The organism is Deltaproteobacteria bacterium (assembly GCA_016875225.1).
Taxonomy (GTDB): Bacteria; Myxococcota_A; UBA9160; order SZUA-336; family SZUA-336; genus VGRW01.
The window spans coordinates 37444-53656 of record VGRW01000006.1; the positions used below are offsets into that span (position 1 = coordinate 37444).

At 71.5% G+C, this 16213-nt stretch carries 15 protein-coding genes; 7 read left to right on the forward strand and 8 right to left on the reverse strand.

The window, feature by feature from the left end:
* Nucleotides 1-4 precede the first annotated feature (4 nt).
* Entirely contained in the window at nt 5-1504 is a 1500-nt protein-coding gene (locus tag FJ108_03040; protein MBM4334874.1) for an acetyl-CoA acetyltransferase, read from the reverse strand.
* A 99-nt stretch (nt 1505-1603) separates the two neighbouring features.
* Between FJ108_03040 and FJ108_03045 the strand changes: the two genes are divergently transcribed.
* A complete protein-coding gene (locus FJ108_03045) occupies nt 1604-2386 on the forward strand; it encodes an SDR family oxidoreductase (GenBank protein ID MBM4334875.1) in 783 nt (260 codons plus the stop codon).
* A gap of 18 nt (nt 2387-2404) precedes the next feature.
* On the opposite strand, the gene FJ108_03050 is transcribed toward FJ108_03045, so the two are convergent.
* Genes FJ108_03050 through FJ108_03075 form a run of 6 tightly spaced genes read right to left on the reverse strand, consistent with a single transcriptional unit; the run spans nt 2405 to nt 7933 of the window.
* Entirely contained in the window at nt 2405-3313 is a 909-nt protein-coding gene (locus FJ108_03050) for an SDR family oxidoreductase (GenBank protein MBM4334876.1), read from the reverse strand.
* 20 nt (nt 3314-3333) lie between these two features.
* Nucleotides 3334-4488, reverse strand: a complete 1155-nt coding sequence (locus FJ108_03055) for an acetyl-CoA C-acetyltransferase (GenBank protein ID MBM4334877.1) — start codon at nt 4486-4488, stop codon at nt 3334-3336.
* Between the two features lie 15 nt (nt 4489-4503).
* Nucleotides 4504-5262 carry an enoyl-CoA hydratase family protein gene (locus tag FJ108_03060; protein ID MBM4334878.1) on the reverse strand — a complete coding sequence of 253 codons (759 nt, stop codon included), beginning with the start codon at nt 5260-5262 and terminating at the stop codon, nt 4504-4506.
* A gap of 10 nt (nt 5263-5272) precedes the next feature.
* Nucleotides 5273-6328, reverse strand: a complete 1056-nt coding sequence (locus tag FJ108_03065; protein ID MBM4334879.1) for a nitronate monooxygenase — start codon at nt 6326-6328, stop codon at nt 5273-5275.
* A 7-nt stretch (nt 6329-6335) separates the two neighbouring features.
* On the reverse strand, nt 6336-7100 hold the full coding sequence (locus FJ108_03070) for a CoA-transferase (GenBank protein ID MBM4334880.1): 765 nt from the start codon (nt 7098-7100) through the stop codon (nt 6336-6338).
* Nucleotides 7097-7933, reverse strand: coding sequence for a CoA transferase subunit A (locus FJ108_03075; protein MBM4334881.1), 837 nt, complete (start codon nt 7931-7933; stop codon nt 7097-7099). Before FJ108_03075 ends, FJ108_03070 begins: the two co-directional genes overlap by 4 nt.
* Nucleotides 7934-8032: 99 nt before the next feature.
* On the opposite strand from FJ108_03075, the gene FJ108_03080 reads away from it, so the two are divergent.
* From FJ108_03080 to FJ108_03095, 4 genes are read left to right on the forward strand one after another with little or no spacing between them, the layout of a single operon-like run.
* Nucleotides 8033-8452 (forward strand): nuclear transport factor 2 family protein, encoded by a 420-nt coding sequence (locus FJ108_03080; protein ID MBM4334882.1) that lies wholly within the window; start codon nt 8033-8035, stop codon nt 8450-8452.
* Nucleotides 8453-8484: 32 nt separating this feature from the next.
* Nucleotides 8485-9132, forward strand: coding sequence for a DUF1956 domain-containing protein (locus tag FJ108_03085; protein MBM4334883.1), 648 nt, complete (start codon nt 8485-8487; stop codon nt 9130-9132).
* Between the two features lie 4 nt (nt 9133-9136).
* Nucleotides 9137-10861 (forward strand): FAD-binding protein, encoded by a 1725-nt coding sequence (locus FJ108_03090; GenBank protein MBM4334884.1) that lies wholly within the window; start codon nt 9137-9139, stop codon nt 10859-10861.
* Nucleotides 10858-11685: a 2-(1,2-epoxy-1,2-dihydrophenyl)acetyl-CoA isomerase gene (locus FJ108_03095; GenBank protein MBM4334885.1), complete on the forward strand. Its 828-nt coding sequence runs from the start codon at nt 10858-10860 to the stop codon at nt 11683-11685. Before FJ108_03090 ends, FJ108_03095 begins: the two co-directional genes overlap by 4 nt.
* Here FJ108_03095 and FJ108_03100 read toward each other — a convergent pair.
* A complete protein-coding gene (locus FJ108_03100) occupies nt 11679-14204 on the reverse strand; it encodes a CoA transferase (GenBank protein ID MBM4334886.1) in 2526 nt (841 codons plus the stop codon). The two genes, FJ108_03095 and FJ108_03100, sit on opposite strands and share 7 nt — an antisense overlap.
* On the opposite strand from FJ108_03100, the gene FJ108_03105 reads away from it, so the two are divergent.
* Nucleotides 13974-15080: a DUF1214 domain-containing protein gene (locus FJ108_03105; GenBank protein MBM4334887.1), complete on the forward strand. Its 1107-nt coding sequence runs from the start codon at nt 13974-13976 to the stop codon at nt 15078-15080. The two genes, FJ108_03100 and FJ108_03105, sit on opposite strands and share 231 nt — an antisense overlap.
* Nucleotides 15073-16200 (forward strand): sulfotransferase, encoded by a 1128-nt coding sequence (locus tag FJ108_03110; GenBank protein MBM4334888.1) that lies wholly within the window; start codon nt 15073-15075, stop codon nt 16198-16200. The genes FJ108_03105 and FJ108_03110 overlap by 8 nt, the downstream gene beginning before the upstream one ends.
* Nucleotides 16201-16213: the final 13 nt, after the last annotated feature.

Below are 16213 nucleotides of genomic sequence, written 5' to 3' on the forward strand. Positions count from 1 at the left end.
GCTCTCACTCGGGCTCGAAGCGGCCGAGCTCCCCGTCGCGCGAGAGCCGTCCCTTGCGCCCGACCTGCTCGCCCGCGACGAAGCGCTCCAGAAGCGCCCGGTCGGCGGGCGTGTTCGCGATGAAGCGCTGGTCCTCGTCGGTCCTCCCGATCACGATCCCGCGCGCCGGCGCGCCCTCGCGGTCGTACACCACCGTGTAGCCCTCGATGCGCCCTGTCCCGCGAGACGCCACGACGACCGGGAGCGGAGCGGGAAGCGGATCTGCGGCGTTCGGGCCCGGGTCCACGCCGTCGCCGGTCGGGCGCTCGGTCGACCAGACACAGCCCGAGTGCTTGGTCAGATACCAGCCGTTGCCCGTGACCAGACCCTTCTCGCCCGGGTGACTGCGCAGCAGATCCGCCATCGCGGCGAGCGAGTGCAGCGTGTAGTTGTTCGCGGGCCCGCCCGCGTAGGGCAGGCCACCGGTCACGGTGAGCGCGCGCGGGTCGCCGTCCGCGACCCCGTACGACTCCGCGGCCGACTGCACCGCGACCGGGAAGCAGCTGTAGAAGTCGATCCGGTCGATGTCGTCGATCGTCACGTTCGCGCTTCCCAGCGTCCGTCGCGCGCACTCGGCCATGGCCGGAGCCCGCGAGAGATCCGGGCGCTCGCTCACGAACCAGGCACGCTCCTTGGTGTAGGCGCCGCCCCACCAGTAGAGCCAGCGGTCCTCGGCGATCCCGAGCTCGCGCGCGGCGCCCGCCGACATCAGCAGGACGCCGGCGGCCTGATCGGTCTCGAGCACGGCGTTCAGGTACTTCGTGTACGGGAACGCGATCATGCGGTTCTCCGCCGTCGGCGTGACGAGCTCGGCGGCGCTGCGGCGCACCGGAAACCAGGCGTAGGGGTTCTTCGCCGCGGTCTCCGTGAACGGGGCGAACAGCCGGCCCAGCCGCTCGCGGTGCTTCTCGAGCGAGAGCCCGAGGCGCGCGCGGAGCGCGTTCTCGAGCACCGGGTAGTTCTGGACCGGCATGTCGAGACCGTGCTGCTGCTCGAGCGGGTTGTTCCCCAGCGACGGCTCGGCGATCACCTCGGCCTGGCCCGATCCGCCGATCTTCCAGTCGAGCTTGACCTGCCGCTGCCGGGCGCGCTTCAGCGTGTGCATGTTGTTGCAGCCGACCGCGAGCGCGATCCGCGACTCGCCGCTCGCGATCCGACGCGCGAGCCGGTTCACCATCGTGAGCGGGGCCTCGCCGCCGAGCCCGGAAGCGAGCTCGCAGCGACTGGTCGCGCCGAGCTGCTCGGCGAGGAACCGGCCGCCGTTCGGCGCCAGCCATCCGGCCACGTCGACCAGCCCCACGCTGTCGATCCCGCGCAACGCCCGGTCACCGGTCCCCGCGTTCTGCGCGGCATCACGCGCCATCTGCAGGAGCATCGCGAGGGGCTCGGGCGCCTCGCGCGGATCCGCGTCCCGAACCACGAGCTGAGCCGTTCCCACCAATACCGGCCGGTTGTCCTCGTTCACCTTCCGCCTCCTCCCGAAGACCTCTCATATACCACGAGCGGGGCCCCTCGCGATCGACGCCGCACGCCGCAGCCGCGATCCGATACCATCTCGGCGACGATGAGCCGCGAGCTTCCCCCTTACCCCCCGGGCCGCAATCTCCTGGCCGGCAAGACCGTGCTGGTCACTGCGGCCGCGGGCGCCGGAATCGGCTTCGCCGCCGCGCGCCGCTGCGCGGAAGAGGGCGCGCGCGTGATGATCAGCGACATCCACGAGCGGCGTCTGCGCGAGGCGGCCGACGAGCTGGAGCGAGAGCTGGGAACGCGGCCGCCCACACGGCTCTGTGACGTCACGCGCGAGCCGGAGGTCCGGGCGCTCGTGGACGCCGCGATCGCCGAGCTGGGCCGGATCGACGTGCTGATCAACAACGCGGGCCTGGGCGGGACGGCGCGGATCGTCGAGATGCGCGACGAGGAGTGGAGCCGCGTGCTCGACGTCACGCTGAACGGAACCTTCCGCATGATGCGCGCGGTGCTCCCGCACATGCTCGAGCGGCGCAGCGGCGCGATCGTGAACAACGCCTCGGTGCTCGGCTGGCGCGCGCAGGCCGGGCAGGCGCACTACGCGGCGGCGAAGGCGGGCGTCATGGCGCTCACGCGTTGCGCCGCGATCGAGGCGGCGGAGGCGGGCGTGCGCGTGAACGCGGTCTCGCCGAGCCTGGCGATGCACCGCTTTCTGTCCAAGACGATGCCCGAGGCCGAGCTCGCGGAGCTGGAGAGTCGAGAAGCCTTCCAGCGCGCGGCCGCGCCCTGGGAGGTGGCGAACGTGATGGTGTTCCTGGCCAGCGACTACGCGTCGTACATGACCGGCGAGGTCGTCGCCGTGAGCTCGCAGCGCGCGTAGCCACGGCACACGCCGGAGTCAGGCTCCGTACACCGGCTCGGGCGCGGCGGCCTTGGCCAGGATCTCCGCGACCGCGGCGCCGATCTCGTCGGGCTCCCAGCGCGAGCCCTTGTCCACGCCCGGGCCGTGTCGCCAGCCGTCGGCGAGAGAGATCTTCCCGCCCTCGACCTCGAAGACGCGTCCGGTGACTGCGTGTGACTCGGCGCTTCCCAGCCAGACCACCAGCGGCGCGACGTTCTCCGGCGCCATCGCGTCGAAGCGGCCCGGCTCGGGCTTGGCCATGGTCTGCGCGAAGACCGCCTCGGTCATGCGCGTGCGCGCGGCCGGCGCGATCGCGTTCGCGGTCACGCCGTAGCGCGCGAGCTCGGCGGCCTGCACCAGGGTGAGCGCGGCGATCCCCGCCTTCGCGGCCGAGTAGGCGCTCTGGCCGACGCTGCCGAGAAGTCCCGCGCCCGAGCTGGTATTGATGATCCGCGCGTCCACGCGCTGGCCCGCCTTGCTCTGCTCGCGCCAGTGGGCCGCCGCGTGGCGCGAGGTGCAGAAGTGACCGCGCAGGTGCACGCGCATGACCGCGTCCCACTCCTCGGGGGAGCCGCTCGCGAACATGCGATCGCGCAGGATGCCGGCGTTGTTGACCACGACGTCGAGCCGGCCCCATTCGCGGAGCGCCTCGCCGACCAGGCGACCCGCGCCGTCCCAGTCCGCGACGTCCTCGGCGTTTGCGATCGCGACTCCGCCGGCGGCGCGGATCGAGGCGAGCACCTCGCCGACGGGACCGTCCGAGCCGCCGCTCCCGTCGAGCTCGGCGCCGACGTCGTTCACGATCACGCGCGCGCCCTGGCGCGCGAACTCGAGCGCGTGGGCGCGGCCGATCCCGCGCCCCGCGCCGGTCACGATCACCACCCGGTCGTCGCAGATCCCCGGCATCTCCGCGCTCCGCCGCCGGCCTAGGACAGCCGCTCGATGATCGTCACGTTCGCCTGGCCGCCGCCCTCGCACATCGTCTGCAGCCCGTAGCGCCCGCCGGTCCGCTCGAGCTCGTGCAGCAGCGTCGTCATCAGCTTTGCGCCGGTCGCGCCGAGCGGGTGGCCCAGCGCGATCGCGCCGCCGTTCACGTTCACGCGCTCGGGGTCGGCGCCGGTCTCTTTCAGCCACGCGAGCACGACCGGCGCGAACGCCTCGTTGATCTCGACCAGGTCGATCTGGTCGAGCTTCATGCCGCTGCGTTCCAGCGCGTGCGCCGTGGCCGGGATCGGCGCCGTGAGCATCCAGATCGGATCCGCGCCGCGCACCGACAGATGGTGGATCCGCGCGCGCGGCGTGAGGCCGTGCTGCTTCACCGCGCGTTCGGACGCGATCAGCAGCGCGCTCGACGCGTCGCAGATCTGGCTCGAGACCGCCGCCGTGAGTCGGCCGCCTGCCTGGAGCGGCGCGAGCGCCGCCATCTTCTCGAGCGAGGTGCCGCGCCGCGGCGTCTCGTCGGTCGTGACGCCTTCCAGCGGCACGATCTCGCGAGCGAAGCGCCCCTCGTCGATCGCGCGGATCGCGCGCTCGTGGCTGCGCAGCGCGAACTCCTCCATCTCGCGCCGCGAGCAGCTCCACTTCTCGGCGATCATCTCGGCCGAGCGGAACTGCGAGACCTCCTGCGTGCCGTAGCGCGAGACCCAGCCCTTCGAGGTGGAGAACGGGTCCTTGAACCCGAGCGGCTCGGCGACGGTCATCGCCGACGAGATCGGGATCAGACTCATGTTCTGCACGCCGCCGGCGATCACGACGTCGCTGGTGCCGCTCATCACGGCCTGCGCGGCGAAGTGGACCGCCTGCTGCGACGATCCGCACTGGCGGTCGACGGTCGTTCCCGGAACCTCGTCGGGAAGTCCGGCCGCGAGCCAGCAGGTGCGCGCGATGTCCCCCGCCTGCGGGCCGATCGTGTCGACGCAGCCGAAGACCACGTCCTCGACGATCGACGGGTCGATTCCGCTTCGCTCGACGATCGCCGCGAGCACGTGCGCGCCGAGGTCCGCGGGGTGCACCCGCGCGAGCCCTCCGCCGCGCCGCCCCGTCGGGCTGCGTAGCGCGTCGATGATGTAGGCCTCCGGCATCTCGGTCCCCTCCGCTTACTTGGTTTCCTGGAACTTCGCTCCGCGCTTCTCGACGAAGGCGTCGCGCGCCTCCTGAGAGTCGGGCGAGGTGTACAGCTCCAGCGTGAAGCCCTGCTCGAAGCGGTAGCTGGTCTTCACGTCGAGCAGCTCGATCCCGTTCATGCACTCCTTCGCGAGGCGGATCGCGCGCGGGCTCTTCGCGGCGATCGACGCCGCGATGGCGCGCGCCCGCGGCAGGAGCTCGTCCCGGTCGACCAGCGCCTCGATCGCGCCCAGACGATACGCCTCGGCGGCGGGGATCGGCTCGCCGGTGAAGAGCATCTTGCGCACCTTCTGGATCGGGAACATCCGCATCAGGTGCGACGCGGCGCCCAGCGCCCCGCGATCGATCTCGGGCAGCCCGAAGCTCGCGTCGTGCGAGGCCACGATGATGTCGCACGAGCCGACCAGGCCGATGCCGCCGCCCAACACGAATCCGTGGCAGGCGGCGATCACCGGGACCGGGCAGTCGTGCACGGCCGCGAACGCGTCGAAGCAGGCGCGGTTCACGCGCGTGATCCGGCTCGAGTCCGCGGCGAGCTCCTTGATGTCGACGCCGGCGCAGAAGCCGCGGCCCTTCGCGCCGAGCACCACCGCGCGCGCCTCGCCGCCGCGTCCCAGCGACGCGAGCGTCTCGGCCAGTTTCGACCAGCCCGCGCTATCCAGTGCGTTCACGGGCGGATGGTCGAGCAGGAGCTCGGCCACGCCGTCTCGGATCTCGAGCGCAAGCGTCATCGCGCAATCCTCATCGTTGGAGTGACTCGAGCGTCTGCTCGGCCTCGCGCATGATGCGCTCGACCAGCTCCGCGCAGCTCGGCCGATCCGAGATCACGCCGGCCACCGTGCCGCTGGGCAGGACGCCCTCGGCCGGCCGCCCCTCGACCATCGCGGCCTGGATCAGGATCGGGGAGTTCGCCGCCATCAGGGTCTCGGCGCGCGAGAGCTTCTCGCTGCGACGCAGCGCGAACGCAGCGCGCAGGAGCTCCGGGATCGATGCGCCGGAGAGCCTGCGGTAGGCGAGAGCGCTGCGCAGCGCGCGCAGCAGCAGCGCCGCGCGGCTGCTCGCTTCGAGCTCGCGAACCAGCTCGTTCACGATCACGCGGTGGCTCATCCCGTCGATTCGCGTGGTCACGATCAGGTCGTCCACGCCCGCCTGGAAGTAGCGCTCGGCGGTGGCCGCGGGAACCGGGCTCTCTCGGGTCAGCAGGAAGCGCGTGCCCATCGCGATCCCGACCGCCCCGAAGGCCAGCGCAGCGACGAGCCCGCGTCCGTCGTGGAAGCCGCCCGCGGCGACGACCGGCCGGTCGACGGCGTCGACGACCTGCGAGACCAGGATCGACGTAGGGACGCTTCCGGTGTGGCCGCCGCCCTCGCCGCCCTGGATCACGATCACGTCGGCGCCGAGCTGGACGGCCTTCTGCGCGTGTCGCACCGCGCCGCAGGTGGGAATGCAGAGGATCCCGGCCTGCTTGAAGCGCTTGATGAAGTCGGGATTCGGCGCGCGGCTGTAGCTCGCCGCGCGAACGCGCTGGCCGATCATCGCGTCGACGATCTGCTCCGCTCCGGGCGCCTCCATCAGCAGGTTCACGCCGAACGGGCGATCGGTGAGCTGCTTCACGCGATCGATCTCCCGGTCCACCTCGTCGGGCCGCAGGTTCGCGGTGGCGAGGAATCCCATCGCGCCCGCGTTCGAGCTCGCGGCCACGAGCTCCGGCGTGGCGATCCAGCCCATCGCGGTCTGCAGGATCGGATGGCGGATCCCCAGGATCGAACACAGCTCGGTATCGAGTGGTGAGGCCATCGCCGGGCTAGCCCCCGAGTTCCTTCTGGCCGGCTCCGAGCGGGTCGAGCCGCGTGCGCAGAATCTCGAGCTCGAGGTCGGTCGGCGATCGCGTCTCGGGCACGTCGCGCGCGATCTCGAGTGCGAAGCCCGTGCTCTCGACGACCTGTGCGACGGAGACGCCCGGGTGGACCGACGCGAGCCGCATGGTCCGGCTCGACGTCGCGAAGTCGAACACGCCCAGATTCGAGACGACGCGGCGAATCTCGTGGAAGCGGCGGGCGCGCTCGCCGAGCCGGGCCGCGCGGTCGTAGCCGACGCCCGAGACCACGTCGACCTTCTCGACGAAGACGCGCGGGCCGTGGTTGGGCACCCAGTAGCTGGTCGGGTGGTTCAGCGTATTCCCCGGCGCGCCACGCATGCCGAGCAGCTGCGCCTTCGGCCGCGCGAACGGGCCGATGCAGGCGATGTTCTGGTTGCCGAAGCGATCGACCTGCGTCGCGCCCATCATGACGTGGCGACGCCCGGCCCAGAGCGTGTCGAAGACGCTGCGATAGGGCAGCCAGCCCTCGACCACCGGCGGCTCGTGCGGCTCGCCGCCAAGCGGCGGAACGCTGGCCAGCAGCATGGCGACTCCGTCGGTGAGCAGCAGGTCCGGCTCGAACGTGAGCCGCGCCAGCCGCGCGCCGATGCTCGGCAACGTCCCGATCGGACTCACGAGTGTCTCGCCATCGCCGCGGAAGGTCTCTGCGATCGCGACGGCGCAGATCTCGGCGCGGGTTGCGCCCGTCATCGCGCGCGCACCGCGCGCTGATAGGCCGCTTCGTCGGGAAGCTCCAGATACGTCTTCTTGAACGTCTCCCACTGGCCGGGATCACGCGCGGTGGCCGCGTACTCGCGCTGGAAGGCCTCGTCGCGCCCGTAGTCGGGCGGACATTCGGTGAAGTGCGCGCCGTTGGGCGCCTCGACCACGCCGTCGATCATCGAGCGGTTGATGCGGAGCGTGTGGAACGTCCCCTCGCGCAGCAGCTCGCCGCTCTCGACGATCCGCTCGCAGCTCATGAAGCGCTCGCGCGCCGCGCCGCAGAACAGGTCGTCGAAGTACAGGTCGGGACCGAGATACTGGCCGTTGCCGCGCGCGTCGGCGCGGTTCATGTGGATCAGCGCCGCATCGAGCTCGATCGCGGGCATGGCCACCAGCTCCTCGCCGTCCGCGTACGGTGACCGCACGAGCGAGAGGTGCGGGTTGATCGTGAGCACGTCCGAGCCGAGACCCGCGCGCGTGGGCAGGAAGGGCAGGCGAAGCGACGCGGCGTACAGGCCCCACTGCAGCATGCCCTCGTCGTACTCGACCGCCTCGATGCGCCCCTCTTCGCGCGCCCGCCGGAAGTGCGGCTCGAGCGGAATGGAGTCCAGCGAGACGAAGCCGTAGACCACGCGCCTCGCCTTTCCGGAGGCGCAGAGCAGCCCGACGTCCGGGCCGCCGTAGGAGACGATCGTCAGGTCGCGCAGCTGCGAGCGCAGGATCGCGCGGACCAGCGACATCGGCTTGCGTCGCGAGCCCCAGCCACCGATGCCGATGGTCATGCCGTCGCGAAGCCGGGCCACGACGTCGGCCTCGCTCATGCGCTTGTCCTGCCTGGCCATCCGGTCTCTCAGTTTTCGGCGAGGGGCGCTCCAGCGCGCGCGGTAGTATAGGCTGCAATGCAATGAAGGTGGAAGGACGTGAGTGAGAATCCCGCGAGAACGGCGTCGCGCCGGTCGGTACACATCGTAGAGACACGCCCGGAGAACGCGAAGCAGCAGTGGCTCGAGCTCTTCGCGGACGATGCGATCGTCGAGGATCCGGTCGGGCGCTCGCCGCTCGACCCGCAGGGAAGCGGGCACCGGGGCAAGCAGGAGATCGGCGCGTTCTGGGACCGCACGATCGCGCCGGTCCGTGTGAAGTTCGAGCTCCGCGACTCGTACGCCTGCGGCGACGAGGTCGCCAACGTCGCGAAGATCAGCACCACGCTCCCCGACGGCTCGCGTTTCCGCACCGAGGGCGTGTTCGTGTACCGCGTGGATGCGGCGGGGAAGATCGTCTCGTTGCGCGCGTTCTGGGAGTTCGATCGCATGGGGGCCAGCGTCGAGAAATCCGGTTGACAGTGCCTGACTCCCGAGTAAGATAGCGGGACATGGCGGCGAGCCAACCCGCGAGCCCCAGGCGGGCGGCCCAGGCGGGCGAGGGAATGCGCGAGCAGATTCTCGCGGCCGCCGAGCAGGAGTTCGCAGCGCGCGGATTCGCGCCCGCACGGCTGGAGGACATCGCCGAGCGGATCGGAATCACGCGCGCCGCGGTGATCTACCACTTCCGCGACAAGCAGACGCTCTACGAGGGCGTGCTGGAGTCGGCCTTCACGCCGCTCCTGCAGCGCATCCGTGAAGCGCTCGAGAGCGACGATTCCCATGCCGCGCGGATCGAGGCGATGGTCGACGCCTGGATCCGCTACGCCGGCGAGCGGCCGACGCTGGCCCGGCTCTTCATGCGCGAGGTGGCCGACTCGGCGGGCGAGCTGCGCCCGGGCGTGCGTCGCCTCGTCGACCCGATGTACGCGATGGTCCTGCAGGGGATCGAGCAGGGCCAGAAGGAGGGCGCCGTGCGCAAGGTGACTCCCGCGCACCTCGTCAGCATCCTGGCCGGCGCGACGGTCTGGTTCGTGACCGGCGACCCGCTCCTGCAGCGGCGAAATCGCGGCAAGCCGCCGAGCGCCGCGCGGCTCGAGGCCTTCCGCGAGGACGTGCTCGGCGTCACGCGCTTCCTGCTGCGCGGAAAGAGGAGCTGAGTCGATGGACGACGCGGCCTGGGACGAGACGGTCGACGTGCTGGTGATCGGCTCCGGGGCCGGCGCGATGACGGCGGCGCTCACCGCCCACGATCACGGCGCGCGGACGCTCCTGATCGAGAAGTCCGACCGGTACGGCGGATCGTCCGCGATGTCGGGTGGGGGCTTCTGGATCCCGAACAACCACCTGATGGGCCCCGCCGGCGTTCCGGACACCCCGGAGGAGGCCTGGACCTACCTTCGCGAGCTGACACGCGGAAGTGTCGGTGACGATCGGATCCGGGCGTACCTCGAGAAGGGCCCGGAGATGGTCCGCTTCCTGTGCGAGCGCACGCGGCTGCGCATGGTGGCGCTGCCCGAGTACGCCGACTACTACCCGCGCGTTCCGGGCAGCAAGCCCGGCGGCCGGTCGATCGAGCCGGCGAGCTGGAACGCCTCGATTCTCGGCGACGAGCTGCTGCGCATGCGCGATCAGAGCCCGCAGATGCTGATCATGAGCCGGATCTTCATGACGATCCCCGAAGCTCGCGCGCTGCTGACGCGATCGCCGGGCTGGATCGCGCTCACCCTGAAGCTCGTGTCGCGCTACGCGCTCGATCTGCCCTGGCGCCTCAAGTCCAGGCGCGACCGGAACCTGGCGATGGGAAACGCCCTGGTCGGGATGCTTCGCGCGTCGCTTCTCGACCGCGAGATCCCGCTCTGGCTCGAAACTCCGGCGCGCGAGCTGCTGCGCGAGGGCGGCCGCGTCGTCGGCGTGCGCGCGGAGCGCGGCGGACGCGCCGTCCGGATCCGGGCGCTGCGCGGCGTCGTGATGGCCGCGGGCGGGTTCGAGGCCGATCCGGCGCTGCGCGAGCAGTATCTGCCCGCGCCGACGAGCGCCGAGTGGTCCTGCGCGAATCCGAACAACACCGGGGACGCGCTGCGGATGGGCGAGGGCATCGGCGCGGCCAAGGATCTGATGGACGAGGCGTGGTGGACGCCGACCACGCTGGTTCCGGGCGAGGCGCGCGCGCGGCTGCTCGTGATCGAGAAGTCGCTGCCCGGAAGCATCCTGGTGAACGGAAGCGGCGAGCGCTTCGTGAACGAGGCCGCGCCCTACACCGACGTCGTGAACGCGATGTACCAGAAGCACGGCGCGAACTCGCCCTGCATCCCAGCGTACCTGATCTTCGACGCGACCTTCCGCAAGAAGTACCCGTGCGGCCCGCTGCTGCCGGGCGCGCAGCAGCCGGACAGGATGCTGCCGAAGCGGCTCACGCAGGGGTACCTGCGCAAGGCCGACACGATCTCGGGACTGGCGACCCAGCTCGGCCTGGACCCGGCGCGACTGGTGGCCACGGTCGAGAAGGTGAACGCCTACGCGCGGACCGGAAAAGATCTGGACTTCCACCGCGGAGAGACGGAGTACGACCGCTACTACGGCGACGCCGAGGTGACACCGAACCCGTGTCTCGCGCCGCTCGAGACACCGCCGTTCTACGCGCTGGTCGCGCATCCCGGCGAGCTCGGCACCAAGGGAGGGCTCTCGACCGACGCGCACGCGCGGGTTCTAGACCGCACCGGCGCGCCGATCGCGGGCCTGTACGCGATCGGGAACTGCTCGGCATCGGTCATGGGCCGCACGTACCCTGGCGCGGGCGCGACGCTGGGCCCGGCCTGCACGTTCGGCTACGTCGCCGCGCTGCACGCGATCGGCGCGACGGACCGCGAATCACGAGGGAAGCCATGACGAAGCGAGATCACGTCCTCTTCGAGCTAGCCGACGGCGTAGGCGTGGTCACGCTGAACCGGCCCGATCGCCTGAACGCGGTCACCTGGGACATGGCCGGAGACGTGGCGCAGCTGTTTCGCGAGATCCGGCAGCGCGACGAGGTCCGCGCTGTGGTGCTCACCGGCGCCGGCCGCGCGTTCTGCTCCGGCGGCGACGCGGAGTTCCTGAGCGGATCGGGCGATCGACCGCTGCCCGGGCTCTCGGACCCGAACCAGCCGATGCCGCGCTACCAGCGCAAGACGCCGGCCGGCACGTTCGCGGACGTGACGAGGATGATCGTCGAAGTGGAGAAGCCCGTGATCGCGGCGATCGCGGGCCCCGCGGTGGGCGCGGGGCTGGCCTACGCGCTGGCCTGCGATCGCCGCTTCGCCGACACGACGGCGCGAACATCGGCGATCTTCGTGCGGCTCGGCTTCAGCCCCGACTGCGGGCTCAGCTACTTCCTGCCGCGGATTGCGGGTGTTTCGAACGCGCTCATGATGGTCGCGACGGGCGACGTCTACGACGCGAAGACATCGCAGTCGATGGGCCTGATCGACGAGCTGGTGCCGGAAGGGCAGGCGCTCCCGGCCGCGATGGAGTACGCGCGCAGGCTCGCGCGTGGCCCGAGCGTCGCGATCGATCTCGCGCGGCGCGTGATCCACAAGTCCCTCACCTCGAGCCTCGAGGAGATGCTCGACTACGAGGCGGTGGTCGCGACGCTCACCGCCGCGACGCGCGACGCGCGAGAGGGAACCTCGTCGTTCGTCGAGAAGCGCAAGCCGGACTTCAAGGGTTACTGATCCAGCTCCTCGAGCTCGCGCATCACCTCGGCGTCGTGCTGCCCCAGGCACGGCGCCGGCCTCCGGTAGCTGGCGGGAGTCTCGGAGAGGCGGATCGCGCAGCCGGGGGCGTAGCGCAGGCCCGTCTCGGGATGCTCGAGCGCGACCCAGAATCCGCGCGAGGCGAGCTGAGGATCCCGCGCGAGATCGCGGGCGTCGGCGAGCGCCGCCGCGGTGACTCCGGCGCTCTGCAGCAGGTTCATGAGCGCGATCGGGTCCGAGCTCCGGGTCCAGGCCGAGATCGCGGCGTCGATCTCGTCGTGGCGGTCGCGTCGCGCCGCCAGTCCGAGCGCCGCCAGCTCCGCGCCAAGCCCGGCGCAGCGGCAGAGCGCGGCCCACTCGGCGTCGCTCTCGACGCTGATCGCGATCCAGCGATCGCGACCCGCGCACGGGTAGCAGCCCTGCGGCGCACGCTGCGGGCTGCGGTTTCCGGCGCGGGCGGGGCTGGCGCCGCGGAGCTGCGCCTCCAGAAGCAGATCGCTCGTGAAGTAGAGGCTCGCCTCGAGCATCGACACGTCGACGTGTCGCCCGGGCCGATCCGGCCGCGCGTCGCGTTCGTGGAGCGCGACCAGCGCTCCGGCGACGGCGACCAGCCCCGACACGGGATCCGGCCAGGCGACACCGGAGCGGATCGGGCCGGAATCGGCATGACCCATCGAGAGCGAGAATCCGCTGCCCGCCTCGATGGTCGGCCCGAACGCCTTGCGGCTGCTGTGCGGTCCGGTGCTTCCGTACCCGGAGATCGAGACGTGCACGATCGCGGGGTCGATCTGGCGCAGCCGCTCGAAGCCCAGCCCCAGGCCGGCCATCACCCCCGGGGCGAAGTTCTCGATCACGACGTCGGCGTGTCTCACGAGCCGCTCGAAGACGCGCTTCGCCTCGGCGCGTCTCAGGTCCAGAGTGACTCCGCGCCGGTTGCGCGCCAGCTCGTTGAATCCACCGTTGCGATTCCACGGCCGCTCGCCCGGCTCGTCGTCGGGATACAGGTGCGTGAGCCGAGCGAGCTCTGGAGCGAGCGCACCGACCCCGCGGGCGTGCGGCGCCTCGACCAGGATCACGTCCGCGCCGAGATCGCCGAGCAGGCGCGAAGCGAAGGGCCCGGCCCAGACTCGCGACAGGTCCAGCACGCGCAGTCCGGCGAGCGGACCCGCGCTCGACACGCACGCGGGCGGCGCGGCTGCGGGCTCTGGCACGGACGGTCCCGCGCTCTCGCGCTCGCCGAGCGGGAAGGGGCTCCGTGGCCGGCGAAGCGCTCGGGCGCTGCCGTCCTCGCGCCAGAAGCCGCGCGCGCGGAGCTGGGGGTCGCCCAGCAGCGCGAGCAGCGGGGGCACGGGACCGCACGCGCCGCCGGCCGACTGGACGATGCTCGCGATCTCCTCCGCGGCTCGCGCTGCGAGCCACGGCGCGATCGCGGCGTCGAACGCAGCCTTGTTCCGCGCGATCGAGAGGTCATCGGCGAAGCGCGGGTCGAGCACGAGCTCCGGCATTCCCGCGGCGGCGAGGAACGCGTCGCGCATCGGCTGCGAGGGCAGCGCGAGCTGCACGAAACCGTCCCGGCACGGGTAGATCCCGACCGGGTGGGGCAAGCCCGGCTGCCGGTTCCCCTCGCGCTCGAGCACGTGCCGCCCGTGCGACCACATCGCGTGGGTGTGCTGGTGCATTCCGACCAGGCCCTCGAAGTGACTCACCTCGACGATCTGGCCGCGCCCGGTGCGCTCGCGGACGCGAAGAGCCGCCAGCGCGCCGATGAACGCTTGTGCGCCGGCCTGGTGCTGAGAAATCCGACCGGGCCGGGCCAACGGCTCGCGCCCGCGCTCGCCGGCGAGCCACGTGTGGCCGCTGATTGCGTCGTCGGTGAACTCGTTGGAGAGGAAGCGCGCGTAGGGGCCGCTCGAGCCGAACGGCGAGATGCGCACGCGAATCAGCGCCGGAAGCTCGATCGTATCCGAGAGCGGCGACAGCGGCCCGGGCGCTTCGCTCTCGATCACGACGTCGCAGCGCCCGAGCGCTCGCTCGAACGCCGCGCGCTCGCAGCGCCTGCCCGGCCGCTCGAGACGGGTCGCGTCCGCTCCGCAGTCGGAGAAGAGCCGGGCCGCGAAGGCGCCGGCCGGCGAGCCCGCGATCTCGAGGATCCGCAGCGCTTCGAAGGGCTTCACGGCTGCGAGCTTTGCCGGTCCCGGGCCTCCGCGCAAAGGCGGAGCCGATTCGCGCGCGTCTGCGGTAGGCTGGTGCACACGGAGGGCGCGGCCATGGGCGACGCGGACGGGTCGGAGCAGCGGATCGTCGACGGCCGCGCCTGGAGCGATTTCTGCGACGCGCTGAAGTCCGCCGGCGCGGTCGTGCTCGACGACGCCGCGCCCGCGGACCCGCTCACCCGCGCCGAGGGTTTCCGCTATCTGACCCGGCTCACGCGCGCCGCGTTCGAGACACTCGTCGAGGCCTCCGATCCGCAGGCGCCGGAGCTGCGCCGGACCGCGCACGAGACGATCAAGATGGGCCTCGACAATCCGGACAACATCTACCAGAGCGCGCCGATCCACGGCAGCTGCCGCTATCGCATCACCGGCGTTCGCGGCACCGTGCACTACTTGGGCTTCGGCACGCAGAAGGGCGGCTACGGCTCGACCGGCTCGCTGCAGACCACCGGCTACCTCGAGGGCCGGGATCTCGAGCTCCGCGGCGACGGAAGCTTCGAGATCGCCGTGAGCGCGGAGCCCCAGCCCGGGAACTGGCTGCGCATGGAGCCGGAGAGCCGGATGCTGATCGTCCGCCAGACCCGGCTCGACCACGCGCGCGAGGTCCCCGCGCAGATCCGGATCGAGCGCGTCGACGGGCCGCACCGGCCGCGCCGGTTCAGCCCCGCGCAGCTCGAGCGCTCGCTCGCAGGCGCCGCGGCGTTCGTGCACGGCTGCGCGAGGCTTTTCGCGGGCTGGGCGGGCGATTTCCAGAAGCACGCGAACCGCCTGCCGCGCTTCGACCCCGAGAAGGCGCTTCGCGCCGGTGGGGATCCGAACATCGCCTACTTCCACAGCTACTGGAAGCTCGCGCCGGACGAGGCGCTCGTGATCGAGGCGACCCCGCCGAAGTGCGACTACTGGAACTTCCAGCTCGCCAATCACTGGCTCGAGTCACTCGACTACCGCTACGACCGAATCCACCTGAACCCGTTCACGGCGAAGCTGCGCGCGGACGGCTCCGTGCGGGTGGTGGTCGCGCACTCGGATCCGGGCGTCGAGAACTGGCTCGACACCTGCGGACACGCGCAGGGGACGATGTGCTGGCGCTGGGTCGGCGCTGCTGAATTCCCGGAGCCGCAGACGCGGTTGGTCCGGCGGGCCGAGCTGCGCGGTGAGTGAATTCGCGCTCACCGAGGAGGCGGTGCTCGACGCCGCGCGCGCCGCCACCGGGCTCTCGGACTTCGGCGATCCGTCCTTCCGCCCCGGACTGCGCATTCTGCTCGAGACCTACGATCGCGGCGCGGGGCTCGACGAGCTGGGCCGGAAGCTCGCCTTCCGCCGCGTGGTGCAGCTGCTCGGCACGCGGCTCCGCGTCGAGCAGGCTTTGCGGACCTCGCCCCAGATCCGCGAGCAGAAGATCCGCCGGCCGCTGTACCTGACCGGGCTGCCGCGCACCGGCACCTCTGCGCTCTTCAATCTTCTCGGCTGCGATCCGAACGCCCGCCCGCTTCTGCTCTGGGAGGGATTCTTTCCCGATCCGCTTCCCGGTCACCCGCCCGGCGCTCCCGATCCGCGCTACCTGGCGGTGAAGGGCGCCTACGAGCGCATGCGCGAGCGCGACGGCGGCTTCGCGAAGATCCACTTCGCCAGCGCCGACACTCCGGAGGAGTGCGTGCTCCTGCTCGCGCACGCGTTCTGCGACGTGCAGATGGGGATCGAGGTGCTGGTCGAGCCGTACGCCTCGTGGTTCAGGCAGCAGGATCTGCGCCCGGCCTACCGCTACTACCTGGATCTGCTGCGCATGCTGCAGCTGCAGCGCCCCGGAGCGCGCTGGCTGCTCAAATCGCCCGCGCATCTCTGGGCGATCGACGTGCTGCTCGAGCAGATCCCGGACGCGTGCATCGTCTTCACGCACCGCGACCCGCGCGAGTGCGTGGCGTCGTACTGCAGCATGCTCGAGTCGCTGCTCGAGTCGCGGCACTTCGCGCCTCTCTCCGATCTGGGGCCGCGCGTGCTCGAGTACCTCGAAGCGAGCCAGGCGCGGGCGCTCGCGCAGCGAGCTCGCGCCCCGTCGGAGCACTTCTTCGACGTGGCCTACGGAGACTTCGTCGCCGATCCGCTCCGGACCGCGCGGCAGATCCACGCGCACTTCGGCCTCGACTTCTCCGCCGGGGTCGAACGCGCAATGCGCGAGCACGTCGCGGCCCATCCGCAGGGAGAGCACGGCGCGCACGAGTACGAGCTCGCGCGCTTCGGGCTCGAGGAAGCAGACGTGTTGGACCGGCTCGGCACGGACTGACGGAGGAGACGAT

Bases quoted from the DNA above. Each gene is read 5' to 3' on its own strand.
- FJ108_03070 (MBM4334880.1), bottom strand. From the start codon at position 7,100: ATGACGGGCGCAACCCGCGCCGAGATCTGCGCCGTCGCGATCGCAGAG.
- FJ108_03085 (MBM4334883.1), top strand. From the start codon at position 8,485: ATGGCGGCGAGCCAACCCGCGAGCCCCAGGCGGGCGGCCCAGGCGGGC.
- FJ108_03045 (MBM4334875.1), top strand. From the start codon at position 1,604: ATGAGCCGCGAGCTTCCCCCTTACCCCCCGGGCCGCAATCTCCTGGCC.
- FJ108_03050 (MBM4334876.1), bottom strand. From the start codon at position 3,313: ATGCCGGGGATCTGCGACGACCGGGTGGTGATCGTGACCGGCGCGGGG.
- FJ108_03105 (MBM4334887.1), top strand. From the start codon at position 13,974: ATGGGCGACGCGGACGGGTCGGAGCAGCGGATCGTCGACGGCCGCGCC.
- FJ108_03055 (MBM4334877.1), bottom strand. From the start codon at position 4,488: ATGCCGGAGGCCTACATCATCGACGCGCTACGCAGCCCGACGGGGCGG.
- FJ108_03065 (MBM4334879.1), bottom strand. From the start codon at position 6,328: ATGGCCTCACCACTCGATACCGAGCTGTGTTCGATCCTGGGGATCCGC.
- FJ108_03095 (MBM4334885.1), top strand. From the start codon at position 10,858: ATGACGAAGCGAGATCACGTCCTCTTCGAGCTAGCCGACGGCGTAGGC.
- FJ108_03060 (MBM4334878.1), bottom strand. From the start codon at position 5,262: ATGACGCTTGCGCTCGAGATCCGAGACGGCGTGGCCGAGCTCCTGCTC.
- FJ108_03075 (MBM4334881.1), bottom strand. From the start codon at position 7,933: ATGAGCGAGGCCGACGTCGTGGCCCGGCTTCGCGACGGCATGACCATC.
- FJ108_03090 (MBM4334884.1), top strand. From the start codon at position 9,137: ATGGACGACGCGGCCTGGGACGAGACGGTCGACGTGCTGGTGATCGGC.